Consider the following 13,914-nt stretch of genomic DNA (forward strand, 5'->3'; position numbering starts at 1 on the left):
CCGTCCATGACCCCCCGCCACTTCCTCGTCGACACCGACCTCTCCCAGCAGGAGCAGACCGAGGTGCTCGAGCTCGCCGCCCGCCTCAAGGCCGACCGCTGGGCCCACCGGCCCTACGCGGGGCCCCAGACCGTGGCCGTGATCTTCGACAAGACGTCGACCCGCACCCGGGTCTCCTTCTCCGCCGGGATCGCCGATCTCGGCGGCAACCCGCTGATGATCAACCCGGGCGAGTCGCAGCTGGGCAAGGAGAGCGTGGCCGACACCGCGCGCGTCTTCTCCCGCATGGCCTCGACCATCGTGTGGCGCACCTACGCCCAGTCCGGGCTGGAGGAGATGGCCGCGGCCGCCACCGTGCCCGTCGTCAACGGGCTCTCCGACGACTACCACCCCTGCCAGATCCTCGCGGACCTGCTCACCGTCCGGGAGCACCGGGGCGGTCTCGCCGGGCTCACCTTCGCCTACCTCGGGGACGCCGCCAACAACATGGCCCACTCCTACCTGCTGGGCGGGGCCACCGCCGGCATGCACGTGCGCGTCGCCGGCCCGGCGAGCCACCTCCCGGACCCGGCGGTGGTGCGGGCCGCCGAGGAGCGCGCGGAGCAGACCGGAGGATCCGTGCGCGTGACCACCGACCCGGCCGAGGCGCTCGCCGGGGCGGACGTGGTCTGCACCGACACCTGGGTGTCCATGGGCCAGGAGGCGGAGACCGAGGCGCGGGCGGAGGTCTTCCGGGCGTACTCCGTGGACGCCGCGGCGATGGCCCAGGCCGCGCCCGGGGCGCTGTTCCTGCACTGCCTGCCCGCCTTCCGCGGCTCCGAGGTCGCGGCCGAGGTCATCGACGGCCCGCAGTCCGTGGTGTGGGACGAGGCGGAGAACCGCCTGCACGCCCAGAAGGCCCTGCTCGTCTGGCTCATGGCGCGCTCCGGGCGCTACGACCTGGGCGCCGCCGACGCCTCCGCCGTACCCGCATGAGCATCCCCGCCACCAAGACCGCCCGGCAGGCCCGGATCGTGGCCCTCGTGACCGGAGGGGCGATCCACTCGCAGGCCGAGCTGGCCGCCCGGCTGGCCGAGGACGGCGTGCAGGTCACCCAGGCCACGCTCTCCCGCGACCTCGTGGAGCTCGGGGCCGTCCGGGTGCGCGAGGGCTCCGGCGCCCTCGTCTACGCCGTCCCGCAGGCCGGGGCCGACCGCTCGCCCGCCTCCGGGATCACCCAGGAGGTGCTCGACGCGCGCCTGGCCAGCCTGTGCCGCGAGCTGCTGGTCACCGCCGAGGCGAGCGCGAACCTCGTGGTCCTGCGGACCCCGCCGGGGGCCGCCCAGTACTTCGCCTCCGCCATCGACACGTCCGTGCTCCCCGCCGTCCTCGGCACCATCGCCGGCGACGACACCATCATGGTGGTGTGCCGGGCGGCGGACGGCGGCCACGCCGTGGCCCGCCGCTTCCTGGAGCTCGCCGAGTAGAGGTCCCGGCGCCGCCCCGTGCCGGCCGTGCGCCGCGCGCTCAGCGGGCCGCGTACTCCTCCAGGACCGGGACGAGCTCCGTGCGCTCGAAGACCCGGGCGAAGTCCAGGGCGGAGTGGGCGCCGGCCGTCTGCGAGGCCCCGGCCGCGAGCAGCGTCCGCACGATCGTCTCGTTGCCCCGGAAGACCGCGCTCATCAGCGCCGTCTGACCGTTGTCGTTGACCCGGTCCGGGTCCGCCCCGGCCTCGAGCAGCGCCGCGACGGTCTCCTCGCGCTGGTGGTAGGCCGCGAGGACCAGCAGGGTGTCGCCCTTGCCGTTGGTGAGGTTCACCGGGACGCCGGCGCGCACGGCCGGCAGGAGGTTCTCCGTGTCCCCCGTCCGGGCCATCTCGAACAGGGAGAGCACGTAGGCCATCTCCTCCTCGGTCAGCTGGGGGGCCGCCGGGTCCTGCGGCTGGTCGGTCGGCTGGGGGTTCTCGGTCACGGGTGGTCCTTCGCGGTCGGTCGGATGCAGCTCCTGCCGGCCAGTTTATCGGGGGCGGGGACCGCGACACGCGCCACCCCCAAGTACCCGGGTCTTGACGTTGCAGTAACCGACTGGCACGCTCGTGTGACACAGCTCACCTCGTGCCCGTTCCTCGCGCCGGTGCCCGTGCACCGGGGATCCGGAGTTCCCCCATGACGAATCTCGCCACCCTGCTCACCGACACGGCCGCGGCCTCCCCGGAGTCCCGGGCGGTGGTCCTCGACGACAAGGTCCTGACCTACGGGGCCCTCGACGACCTGTCCGCGCGGGTCGCGTCGATGCTCGCCGCGGCCGGCGTCGGACAGGGCGACCGGGTGGCCCTGATCCTGCCCAACGTCCCCCACATGCCGATCGCCTACTACGGGATCCTGCGCGCGGGCGGGGTGGTCGTGCCCCTCAACCCCCTCCTCAGCCCCCGGGAGCTGGCGTACCACTTCGACAACGCCGAGGTGTCCCTGGTGCTCGTCTGGGAGGCGATGGCCGAGGCGACCCGCGCCGCGGTCGCGAACCTGGACCGGGACGTCCGGGTGGTCGAGGTCTCGGCCGCCGGCACGCTGCAGGCGCTCGCGGACGTCCCGCCGCGGCCCGGGGTCGCCGAGCGCGACGACGACGAGCCCGCCGTCCTGCTCTACACCTCCGGGACCACGGGCCGGCCCAAGGGCGCCGTCCTGACGCACCACAACCTCCGGGCCAACGCGGCGCTGTCCGCGGGCCTCTTCGACCTGGCGCCCGGGGACGTCATGTTCGGGGCCCTGCCGTTCTTCCACGTCTTCGGCCAGACCGTGGCGCTCAACGGCGTCGTCCACGCGGGGGCGACCGTCACGCTGCTGCCGCGCTTCGACCCGGCCAAGGCGCTGGAGATCCTGGCCCGGGACGAGGTCACGGTCTTCGCCGGGGTGCCGAGCATGTACGTGGCGCTGCTCGCCGCCGCGGACGGCGGGACGGTCGAGCTGCCGCACCTGCGGGCCGGGGTCTCGGGCGGTTCCCCGCTGCCGGTCGAGGTCCTGGAGCGCTTCGAGGAGGTCTTCGGCGCCCCCATCTACGAGGGCTACGGCCTGTCCGAGACCTCCCCGGTGGTGTGCTTCAACCAGAAGGACCGGGGACGCCGCCCGGGCTCGATCGGCACGGTGGTGCGGGGCGCGCAGCTGAAGGTCGTGGACGACCTCGGCGCGGAGGTCCCCGTCGGGGAGATCGGCGAGCTCGTGGTGGCCGGGGAGTACGTGATGGCCGGCTACTGGCGCAACCCCGAGGCCACCGAGGCCGCGATCCGTGACGGCTGGTTCGCCACGGGGGATCTCGCCCGGGTGGACGAGGACGGCTTCTACTACATCGTGGACCGCAAGAAGGACATGGTCCTGCGCGGCGGCTACAACGTCTACCCCCGCGAGGTCGAGGAAGTGATCTACCAGTTCCCCGGCATCGCCGAGGCCGCGGTGGTCGGGGTGCCGGACGAGGCGATGGGCGAGGAGGTCGCCGCCGTCGTCGCCTTCCGCGGCGTGCCCGAGGCGGAGCGGGACGCGAAGGTCGACGAGCTGGACGCCTTCGTCCGCGAGCGCGTGGCCAAGTACAAGCACCCGCGCTACTACAAGGTGGTCGACGAGCTGCCGAAGGGCCCGACCGGCAAGATCCTCAAGCGCTCCCTCGACCTCGCGGGCGCCGGGCACCGCGGCTGAGCCCGCACACGGAAGGGGCCGGCCGCTGGACGCGGCCGGCCCCTCCTGCTCGATGGGTCCGCACGGACACCGGGGGAGGCGCCCCGGACGGGGCGCCTCCCGGACGGGTCAGCTGGACATCATCGCGGGGCTCGCCTGCTGGGGCTCGCGCTCCACGGCCACGTGCTCGTTGGGCACGCAGTGGGTCATGGTAAGACCCGCCACGCTGCGCGGGCCGTTGTTGCCGAGGTTGGCCACGCGCTGCAGCTCCTCCTCGGAGAGACGCTGGGTGGCCAGGGGGCCCAGGTCCTTGACGTCCTCGAGGGAGACGCCGATGCCGTCGCCCACGCGGCGGCCCATCTCGTCCTCGACCATGTAGAAGTGCCAGACCATGCGCTCCTGGATCGGGCGGTCGCACTGGGACAGCGCACCGACCAGGTTGTCGATGAGCTCCTCCTTCTCCCACTCCTCCTGGAGCTGGAAGCGCTCGCCGGCCTGCTTGTAGTCGTTGGTCCGCTCGATCCGGGCGCGGGTCAGGCGCGCGCTGATCTCCGGGCCGACCTCGGGCTGGTACCCCTCGGGCTTCGGAGTCTCCTGCACGCCTCCGATGATGGACGGCTCGTAGTTCACGTGCGGGTTCTGGCCCGGGGCGTGGTCCACGGCGTAGGCCATCTGGCCGTCGCGCTGGTTGGTGGCCACCGGCGCCTTCGGCGCGTTGACCGGCAGCTGCAGGTAGTTCGGGCCCACGCGGTAGCGCTGGGTGTCCGAGTAGGAGAAGGTGCGGCCCACGAGCATCTTGTCGTCGGAGAACTCCAGGCCGTCCACCAGCACGCCGGTGCCGAAGGCGATCTGCTCGTTCTCCGCGAAGAAGTTCTGCGGGTTGCGATTCAGCACCATGCGCCCGACCGGCTTCGGCGGGAACAGCTCCTCCGGCCACACCTTGGTGTCGTCCAGCGGGTCGAAGTCCAGCTCGGGGTGGTCGTGGTCCTCCATGACCTGGACCTGCAGCTCCCACTCGGGGTAGTCGCCGGCCTCGATCGCGTCGTAGAGGTCCTTGGTGTGCGAGCCGAGGGTCTGGGCCTGGATGTTCGCGGCGTCGGCCGAGGTGAGGGACTTCACGCCCTGCTTCGGGATCCAGTGGTACTTCACCAGGAGGGACTCACCGGCGGCGTTGACCCACTTGTAGGTGTTCACGCCGAAGCCCTGCTGGTGGCGGTAGTCCGCCGGGATCCCGCGCGGGGAGAACAGGATCGTGATCATGTGCATCGCCTCGGGCGACTGGCTGAAGAAGTCGAAGGCGCGGTTGGCCACGCCGGCCTCGAAGTTCACGGGGTCCGGCTTCTGGGAGTGGATGAAGTCGGGGAACTTGATGGCGTCCCGGATGAAGAACACGCCCAGGTTGTTGCCGACGAGGTCCCAGTTGCCCTCCTCCGTGTACATCTTCACGGCGAAGCCGCGCGGGTCGCGGGCCACCTCGGAGGAGTCCCGGCCGCCGGCCACGGTGGAGAACCGCACGGCCACGTCGGTGCGCTTGCCGGCCTCGGCGAAGACCTTGGCGCGGGTGAACTTCGCGATGGGCTCGTCGCCGTAGGCGCCGTAGGCCTCGAAGTAGCCGAAGGCGGTGGTGCCGCGGGCGTGCACCACGCGCTCGGGGATGCGCTCGCGGTCGAAGTGGCTCATCTTCTCGAGGAACGCGTAGTTCTCGAGGGTCGCGGGCCCGCGGGAGCCGATGGTGCGGGTGTTCTGGTTGTCGTGGACCGGGTGGCCCTGACGCGTGGTGAGGGTCTGCTCGGGAACGTTCGTCATGGGGTTCCTCTCGGGGTAGGGACCGGGTGTGCAGGACGGCCGGGGCGCGTGGCCCCCGCCGTGGTGGGGTGCGGTCGGTCGGTCTGGATCACACCCGGTCCCCAGTATGTCGGAAGGGCCGGGCTATTGCTAGCTATTCATAATTGCGGAGTGGCGCACGGCACCTCCGCAGGTCGGAGGGCGGGCGCGGCCCGGCGGGGGAGTGCGCGGGACGGTCCGCAGAGTATGCATAAATACAAGTCGACGTGTATAGTCATGCACAGAAGGCGGGGCCACGCCGTGGCGCCCGGACCACCGACGAAGGAGAACACCGTGACCGAGCGTGTTGTGCTGGCCTACTCCGGGGGTCTCGACACCTCCGTGGCCATCGGCTGGATCGGCGAGGCGACGGGGGCCGAGGTCATCGCCGTCGCCGTCGACGTGGGGCAGGGCGGCGAGGACCTCGAGACCATCCGCCGGCGCGCCCTCGACTGCGGGGCCGTCGAGGCCTACGTGGCCGACGCCCGCGACGAGTTCGCCGCGGAGTACTGCATGCCGGCGCTGCAGGCGAACGCCCTCTACATGGACGCCTACCCCGTGGTCTCCGCGCTGTCCCGCCCGGTCATCGTCAAGCACCTCGTGGCCGCCGCCAAGCGCTTCGGCGCCTCCACCGTGGCCCACGGCTGCACGGGCAAGGGCAACGACCAGGTCCGCTTCGAGGTGGGCATCCAGACGCTGGGCCCCGAGCTCAAGTGCATCGCCCCGGTCCGCGACCTCGCCCTCACCCGCGACAAGGCCATCAACTACGCCGAGAAGCACCACCTGCCGATCGCCACGACCAAGAAGAACCCCTTCTCGATCGACCAGAACGTCTGGGGCCGCGCCGTGGAGACCGGGTTCCTCGAGGACATCTGGAACGCCCCCACCAAGGACGTCTACGACTACACGGACGACCCCACGTTCCCGCCGCCGGCCGACGAGGTCGTGATCAGCTTCAAGGGCGGCATCCCCGTGGCCCTCGACGGCCAGCCCGTCAGCCCGCTGCAGGCGATCCAGGAGATGAACCGCCGCGCCGGCGCCCAGGGCGTGGGCCGGATCGACATCGTCGAGGACCGGCTCGTGGGCATCAAGTCCCGCGAGGTCTACGAGGCCCCCGGCGCCATGGCCCTGATCGCCGCGCACCGCGAGCTGGAGAACGTGACGGTCGAGCGCGAGCAGGCCCGCTTCAAGCGGATGGCCACCCAGCGCTGGACCGAGCTCGTCTACGACGGCCAGTGGTTCTCCCCGCTCAAGCAGTCCCTCGACGCGTTCATCCAGGACACCCAGAAGTACGTGGACGGCGACATCCGGATGACCCTGCACGCCGGCCAGGCCACGGTCACCGGCCGCCGCTCGAACACCTCCCTGTACGACTTCAACCTCGCCACCTACGACGAGGGCGACGCGTTCGACCAGTCCCAGGCCCGCGGGTTCATCGAGCTGTTCGGCATGTCCTCTAAGGTCGCGGCGTCCCGCGAGCAGCGGATCGCGGCCGAGGGCAAGTAGCCCCCGAGCACGTAGGCTCGTCCCCAGCAGGAACGGGCACGACGACGGAGGGCCCCATCCCGGCGGTGGGGCCCTCCGCCCACGCCCGGCCGACCCGACCCCCGGCGGCCCCGGCCCCGGCGGAACCCACGAGGAGAGACATGGCGCAGCAGGACAAGCACGGCACCAACGAGGGCGCGCTCTGGGGCGGGCGCTTCGCCGGGGGACCGGCCGACGCCCTCGCGGCGCTGAGCCGGTCGACGCACTTCGACTGGCGCCTGGCCCCCTACGACATCGCGGGCTCCCGGGCCCACGCCCGGGTCCTGCGCACCGCGGGGCTGCTGACCGACGACGAGCTCGGGGGCATGCTCGACGCCCTCGACCGGCTCGAGGCCGACGTCCGCTCCGGGGCCTACGCGCCCGCCCCCTCCGACGAGGACGTCCACGGCTCCCTCGAGAAGGGCCTCATCGAGCGGGCCGGGCCCGAGCTCGGCGGCAAGCTGCGCGCCGGCCGGTCCCGCAACGACCAGATCGCCACCCTCGGGCGGATGTACCTGCGCGACCACGCCGCGATCATCGCCCGCAACGTGCTCGACGTCGTGCAGGCCCTCCTGGACCAGGCGAAGGCCCACCCGGAGGCCCCGATGCCCGGGCGCACCCACCTCCAGCACGCCCAGCCGGTGCTGCTGTCCCACCACCTGCTCGCCCACGCGTGGGCGATGCTGCGGGACGTGCAGCGCCTCGTGGACTGGGACGCCCGCGCGGCGGTCTCCCCGTACGGCTCGGGGGCGCTCGCCGGGTCCTCGCTCGGACTGGACCCGGGGGCCGTCGCCGCCGAGCTGGGCTTCGACTCCGCCGTGCACAACTCCATCGACGGCACCGCGGCCCGGGACGTCTACGCCGAGTTCTCCTGGGTCACCGCGATGATCGCCGTGGACATGTCCCGGATCTCCGAGGAGATCACCACGTGGGCCACCAAGGAGTTCTCCTTCGTCACCCTCGACGACGCCTTCTCCACCGGGTCCTCGATCATGCCGCAGAAGAAGAACCCGGACATCGCCGAGCTCGCCCGCGGCAAGGCCGGCCGGCTGATCGGCGACCTCACCGGGCTGCTGGCCACGCTCAAGGGCCTGCCGCTGGCCTACAACCGGGACCTCCAGGAGGACAAGGAGCCCGTCTTCGACGCGATCGACCAGCTCGAGGTGCTGCTGCCCGCGGTCGCGGGGATGATCGCCACCCTCGACTTCAACACCGGGCGGATGGCCGAGCTCGCCCCGCAGGGCTTCGCCCTCGCCACGGACGTGGCCGAGTGGCTCGTGCGCCAGGGCGTGCCCTTCCGGGACGCGCACGAGGTCGCCGGGGACGCGGTGCGCGTCTGCGAGCAGCGCGGGATCGAGCTGTGGGACCTCTCCGACGAGGACTTCGCCGCCATCTCAGACCGGCTCACCCCCGGCGTGCGCGAGGTGCTCACCGTGGCGGGTTCGCTGGCCTCGCGCAGCGCCCAGGGCGGCACGGCGCCGTCGGCCGTGGCCGCGCAGATCGGCGAGCTCGAGCGCCAGGTGGCCGAGGCCGCGGAGTTCTCGCGGCGGGCGCCGATCGTCGCAGGATGAGCGTGAACGGGCCCGTCACCGGGCCGGCGCTGCTCGAGCTGCTGTCCCGGCCGGCTCCCGAGGTGGCCCCCCGGCTGCTCGGGAGCCTGTTCGGCCACCGGACCGCCGAGGGCTCCGTGGTCCTGCGGATCACGGAGGTCGAGGCCTACGGCGGGCCGGACGGCTCCGACCTGCCGGACCCGGGGGCGCACACGTGGCGCGGGCGGACGGCGCGCAACGCCTCGATGTTCGGTCCGCCGGGCCACGTCTACGTGTACTTCACCTACGGCATGCACCACGCCGTGAACCTGGTCTGCCGCCCCGAGGGCACCGCCGGCGGGTGCCTGCTCCGCGCGGGCGAGGTCGTCGAGGGCGTGCCGCTGGCCCGCGCCCGCCGGGCCGCCGGACGCTCCGGCCCGGTGCCCGACGCCGCGCTGGCACGTGGCCCCGGCAACCTCGCCAAGGCCCTGGGCATCGACCTGACCCACGACGGCGCACCGCTCACCGCGGGGGACGCCGCGGCGCCGGGCTTCTTCCTGCGGCTGCCCGGCCCGGGGGACGCCCCCGCCGCCGGCCGCGGGCCCCGCACGGGGGTGTCCGGACCCGGCGGGACCCCTGAGTTCCCCTGGCGCTGGTGGCTGCCCGGCGAGGCCTCCGTGTCCCCGTACCGCGCCGCGGTCCCGCGCCGGCGCCGCTGAGTCCGCGGGACCCGGGCGGATAGCATGAGCGGTGTGACTGAATCCGTTGAGCAGATGATCGAGCGCCTGTGCGTGAAGATCCCCGACTACCCGGAGCCGGGGGTCCTCTTCCGCGACCTGACGCCCCTGTTCGCGGACGGTCCCGGCTTCCGGCGGACCGTCGACGCCCTGGCCGACGCCTTCCGCGGCCAGTTCGACCACGTGGCCGGCGTCGAGGCCCGGGGCTTCCTCATGGCGGGGGCCGTGGCCTACGCGACGGGCGTGGGCCTCATCCCGGTGCGCAAGGCCGGGAAGCTCCCCCGGGAGACCTTCCGCGAGGAGTACGTGCTGGAGTACGGCTCGGCGGTGCTGGAGATCCACACCGACGACGTCCCGCGCGGGGCCCGCGTGCTCGTGCTCGACGACATCCTCGCGACCGGCGGCACCCTCGGGGCCACGGCGCAGCTGCTGCACCGGGCCGGGCTGCACGTCGCCGGGTTCGGGCTGATCATGGAGCTCACCGACCTGCGGGGCCGCAGCCAGCTCGGCGGCCACCGGGTGCGGGCACTGTACCGGGTCTGACCAGGGGCGAAGCACCCCGGCGAAGCACTGTGACGCACCGCGCCGCCGGATCGCCGTCGGAACGCCCGCGGACCGGTAGAATCGATGGTCTGTTCGATCCGGAACGAGGTGTCCACCCATGGCAGAGACCGTCGCCACGATGGCGGCCGAGCAACTTGCTGTCGAACGCGCGTACGTCGCGATGCTCTACGACCGGCTCGACGAGCTGCGGGCCGAGAAGACCGCCGAGCTCGCGGCCGTGCGCCGCAGCGAGTCCTTCGGCAACCACCAGAACCGCGCGGAGCGTGACGCGTTCGCCTCCCACTACGAGGACCGGCTCGCCCAGCTCGAGGCCGTGGACCACCGGCTCGTCTTCGGCCGCCTGGACGGCCAGGACGGCGACCGCCGCTACGTCGGGCGCATCGGCCTGGCCACCGCGGACCACCAGCGGCTCATGGTGGACTGGCGCGCCCGCGAGGCCGCGGCCTTCTACCAGGCCACCGCGCAGAACCCCATGGGCATCCGGCGCCGCCGCCACCTCATCCTGGAGGGCCGCGACGTCGCCGCCCTCGAGGACGACGTCCTCGACCCGGACATGCTCGAGGACGAGGGCGTGCTCCACGGCGAGGGCGCTCTGCTCGCGGCGCTGAACCAGAAGCGCACCGGACGGATGTCGGACATCGTCGCGACCATCCAGGCCGAGCAGGACAAGATCATCCGCGCCCCGCTGCCCGGCGTCCGCGTGGTGCAGGGCGGGCCCGGCACCGGCAAGACCGCCGTGGCGCTGCACCGGGCGGCGTACCTGCTCTACGAGCACCGGGAGCGGCTGCGCAAGGCGGGAGTGCTGATCGTCGGCCCGTCGTCGTCGTTCATGTGGTACATCGAACGGGTGCTGCCGGCGCTCGGGGAGACCGGCGTCGTGATGTCCTCCCTCTCCGAGCTGTTCCCCGGCGTGGCGGCCGTCCCCGAGCGCGACCCCCGGACCGCCCGGCTCAAGTCCGGCCTCGACATGGCCGAGGTCGTGGCCCGCGCCGTGCGGGACCGGCAGAAGGTCCCGGCGGCGGACCAGGTCCTGCGCGTCGACTCCCACCGCGTGACGCTGACCCCGCGCACCGTCAAGCGTGCCCGGGACAAGGCCCGTGCCACGGGGAAGCCGCACAACGAGGCGCGCAACACGTTCGTGAAGATCGTCCTGCGCGAGCTCACCGAGCAGCTCGGCGAGCACCTCAACACCACCAGCGGCAACGTCATGGACCGCTCCTACCTCGCGGAGGACATCCGGCAGTCCCGGGACGTGCGGATCGCGCTCAACCTCGCGTGGATGCCGCTGTCGCCCCAGACCCTCGTCGCGCAGCTGTTCAGCAAGCGGCACTACCTCGAGTCCGCAGCCCCGCACCTGAGCGCCGCCCAGGTCGAGGCCCTGCTGCGCCCGGCCGACGCCCCCTTCACCGTGGCCGACGTGCCGCTGCTGGACGAGGCCGCCGAGCTGCTGGGCGACCTCGACGAGGCCGGGGTGCGCCGGCGGGCCGAGGCGGACCGGGAGCACCGCAAGGCAACGGACAACGCCGAGCACGCGCTGGCGAACATGCACCAGAGCCTCGAGGACGTCGGCGCGGACGGCATCGTGACCGCGGCCCAGCTCACGGACTTCAACGCGGTCACCCAGCACCGGATGACCGCCGCCGAGGCCGCGACCGCGGACCGCACGTGGGCCTACGGGCACGTCGTGGTCGACGAGGCACAGGAGCTCTCGCCGATGCAGTGGCGCGTGCTCATGCGCCGGTGCCCCATGAAGTCGTTCACCGTGGTCGGCGACATCGCCCAGGCGGGCTCGGCCACCGCCGCCCGCAGCTGGCAGGACGCCCTCGAGCCCTTCGTGGGGGAGCGGTTCGTCCTCGACGAGCTCACGGTCAACTACCGCACCCCCGCCGAGATCGCCGAGGCCGCGGTCGACGTCGCCCGGGCCGCCGGCCTGGACATCTCCGCCCCGCGGGCCGTCCGGGAGGGCGAGCCGCCGATCGTGCAGCGGGTCGGCGCCGCGGACGTGGTCGAGGGCGTCCTCGAGCAGGTGCGCACCGAGCTCGACCTGGTCAGCGGCGGGCTCGTGGCCGTGGTCGTGCCCGAGGACCGCGTGCAGGAGATCGGCACGGCACTCGCCGGGGCCCTGCCCGGGCTCGTGGGTGCCGGGGTCCGCCGGCTGGACCGGCAGGTCGTGGTCCTCTCCGCGTGGGACGCCAAGGGACTGGAGTTCGACTCGGTGGTGGTCGTCGAGCCGCAGGCGCTCGTCGAGGAGGTCGGCGGCGGGGTCGGCAACCTGTACGTGGCCATGACCCGGCCCACCCAGCGGCTGCGCGTCGTCGCCGCCCGGCCGCTGCCGGCCGGCCTCGACCGGTTCTGAACCCGGGCCGCCGGGGACACCGGGACGCGGAGGGGAACCCCCTCCGCGTCCTGGTACCTTGGAAGCCGTGTCGAACGCAATAGACCTGGACCTCCAGCACAACGATCCGTCCTTCGCCAACGTGTGGCAGGAGCTGCAGTGGCGCGGCCTCGTGCACGTGTCGACCGACGAGGCGGCCCTCGAGCGGTCGCTCGCGGAGGAGAAGGTCACCTACTACTGCGGGTTCGACCCCACCGCGGCGTCCCTGCACCTCGGGCACCTGGTGCAGCTGCTGCTGATGCGCCGGCTCCAGCTCGCCGGTCACCACCCGATCGGGCTCGTGGGCGGGTCCACCGGTCTGATCGGGGACCCGCGGCAGAGCTCCGAGCGGGTCCTGAACTCCCGGGAGACCGTCGCGCAGTGGGTGGACCTGCTGCGCGCCCAGGTCGAGCGCTTCCTCTCCTTCGAGGGCGAGAACCGGGCCGTCATGGTCAACAACCTGGACTGGACCTCCCAGCTCTCCGCCATCGACTTCCTCCGCGACATCGGCAAGCACTTCCGGGTCGGCACGATGATCAAGAAGGACATCGTGGCCAAGCGGCTCAACTCGGAGGAGGGCATCTCCTACACCGAGTTCAGCTACCAGATCCTGCAGGGACTGGACTACCTGAACCTCTACCGCGACCACGGGTGCACCCTGCAGACCGGGGGCTCCGACCAGTGGGGGAACCTGACCTCCGGGACCGACCTGATCCGCAAGGTCGAGGGCGTGTCCGTGCACGCCGTCGGCACCCCGCTGATCACCAACTCGGACGGCACGAAGTTCGGCAAGTCCGAGGGCAACGCGGTGTGGCTGGACCCGGAGCTCACCTCGCCCTACGCCTTCTACCAGTTCTGGCTCAACACGGCCGACGCGGACGTGGTCGACCGGCTCAAGGTCTTCACCTTCAAGACCCGGGCCGAGATCGAGGAGCTGGCGCGCTCCGTCGAGGAGGAGCCCTACAAGAGGCAGGCCCAGAAGGTCCTCGCCTGGGAGGTCAACTCGCTGGTGCACGGGGAGGCGGCGACCGAGAAGGCGATCGCGGCCTCGGCCGCCGTCTTCGGACGCGGCGAGCTCACGGAGCTCGACGCCGAGACCCTGGACTCGGTCGCCCGGGAGCTGCCCGGCGCGAGCGTGTCCGCCGGAGCGCTGCAGGTCGCCGACCTCCTCGTGGCCACCGGGCTGTCCGAGTCGAAGTCCGCCGCGCGCCGAACCCTCAAGGAGGGCGGGGCGTACGTCAACAACGAAAAGGTCGTCGGTGAGGACGCCGAGCTCGGGCCCGACCAGCTCCTGCACGGCCGATGGGCGCTGCTGCGCCGCGGCAAGAAGCACCTCGCCGCCGTCACCGTGGAGGCCTGATCCGGGCCCGATCCGCCCACCACCCCCGTCCGGGAGCCGAGCTTGCAGGCCCCTGGGCGGGGGTGTAGTGTTCATCGAGTCGTCAGGCAGGGCCGAGAGGCCGGCGGGCGACGACACCGCAAAGAGCAGCAGGACCGAGAGGTGCTGCCTAGTTCATGCGGGAGCGACCGTTCAGGTCGGTCCGGACCCGGAACAACGCAAGTTGACACGCCGAGAACGGACTGCGTAGGATGGTCGAGCTGCCTGAGGCGGGGAACGAAGTTCCGACGCGGAGGGCACCGAAAATTCCAACACGGTTTCCGGGTGTGTTGCCTGGTTGCTGGTCTGTTGTTTGAGAACTCAATAGTGTGCCATGTTT

General features: G+C 72.3%; 11 protein-coding genes. 9 read left to right on the forward strand and 2 right to left on the reverse strand.

Annotated features, from left to right (window positions below; genetic code table 11):
* Positions 1–6: 6 nt before the first annotated feature.
* Both argF and ACZ2G1_RS00815 read left to right on the forward strand, forming a co-directional pair.
* Positions 7–975, forward strand: a complete 969-nt coding sequence (argF, locus tag ACZ2G1_RS00810) for an ornithine carbamoyltransferase (RefSeq protein ID WP_017832877.1) — start codon at positions 7–9, stop codon at positions 973–975.
* Positions 972–1,466, forward strand: coding sequence for an arginine repressor (locus tag ACZ2G1_RS00815; protein ID WP_017832876.1), 495 nt, complete (start codon positions 972–974; stop codon positions 1,464–1,466). The genes argF and ACZ2G1_RS00815 overlap by 4 nt, the downstream gene beginning before the upstream one ends.
* 40 nt (positions 1,467–1,506) lie before the next feature.
* Here ACZ2G1_RS00815 and ACZ2G1_RS00820 read toward each other — a convergent pair whose 3' ends face one another.
* The gene (locus tag ACZ2G1_RS00820; RefSeq protein WP_017832875.1) at positions 1,507–1,950 is read right to left on the reverse strand and encodes an ankyrin repeat domain-containing protein; all 444 of its coding nucleotides are present in this window, start codon (positions 1,948–1,950) and stop codon (positions 1,507–1,509) included.
* A 194-nt stretch (positions 1,951–2,144) separates the two neighbouring features.
* Here ACZ2G1_RS00820 and ACZ2G1_RS00825 point away from each other — a divergent pair, with 194 nt between their 5' ends.
* Positions 2,145–3,665 (forward strand): long-chain-fatty-acid--CoA ligase, encoded by a 1,521-nt coding sequence (locus tag ACZ2G1_RS00825; protein WP_426120787.1) that lies wholly within the window; start codon positions 2,145–2,147, stop codon positions 3,663–3,665.
* Positions 3,666–3,773: 108 nt separating this feature from the next.
* On the opposite strand, the gene ACZ2G1_RS00830 is transcribed toward ACZ2G1_RS00825, so the two are convergent.
* Entirely contained in the window at positions 3,774–5,450 is a 1,677-nt protein-coding gene (locus ACZ2G1_RS00830; RefSeq protein ID WP_017832873.1) for a catalase, read from the reverse strand.
* Positions 5,451–5,762: 312 nt separating this feature from the next.
* Here ACZ2G1_RS00830 and ACZ2G1_RS00835 point away from each other — a divergent pair, with 312 nt between their 5' ends.
* The 6 genes from ACZ2G1_RS00835 (at position 5,763) to tyrS (ending at position 13,556) form a co-directional block, all read left to right on the forward strand.
* On the forward strand, positions 5,763–6,974 hold the full coding sequence (locus ACZ2G1_RS00835; protein WP_031282696.1) for an argininosuccinate synthase: 1,212 nt from the start codon (positions 5,763–5,765) through the stop codon (positions 6,972–6,974).
* A 140-nt stretch (positions 6,975–7,114) separates the two neighbouring features.
* Positions 7,115–8,563, forward strand: a complete 1,449-nt coding sequence (gene argH / locus ACZ2G1_RS00840) for an argininosuccinate lyase (RefSeq protein WP_017832871.1) — start codon at positions 7,115–7,117, stop codon at positions 8,561–8,563.
* A complete protein-coding gene (locus tag ACZ2G1_RS00845) occupies positions 8,560–9,240 on the forward strand; it encodes a DNA-3-methyladenine glycosylase (RefSeq protein WP_031282695.1) in 681 nt (226 codons plus the stop codon). Before argH ends, ACZ2G1_RS00845 begins: the two co-directional genes overlap by 4 nt.
* Before the next feature lie 24 nt (positions 9,241–9,264).
* The gene (locus tag ACZ2G1_RS00850; RefSeq protein ID WP_031282693.1) at positions 9,265–9,801 is read left to right on the forward strand and encodes an adenine phosphoribosyltransferase; all 537 of its coding nucleotides are present in this window, start codon (positions 9,265–9,267) and stop codon (positions 9,799–9,801) included.
* Between the two features lie 118 nt (positions 9,802–9,919).
* Complete coding sequence (locus tag ACZ2G1_RS00855) at positions 9,920–12,178, forward strand: HelD family protein (RefSeq protein ID WP_126346400.1); 2,259 nt, start codon at positions 9,920–9,922, stop codon at positions 12,176–12,178.
* A gap of 67 nt (positions 12,179–12,245) precedes the next feature.
* Complete coding sequence (tyrS, locus tag ACZ2G1_RS00860; protein ID WP_017832867.1) at positions 12,246–13,556, forward strand: tyrosine--tRNA ligase; 1,311 nt, start codon at positions 12,246–12,248, stop codon at positions 13,554–13,556.
* Positions 13,557–13,914: the final 358 nt, after the last annotated feature.

The sequence above is a fragment of the Kocuria sp. KKT182 genome, from assembly GCF_055635395.1.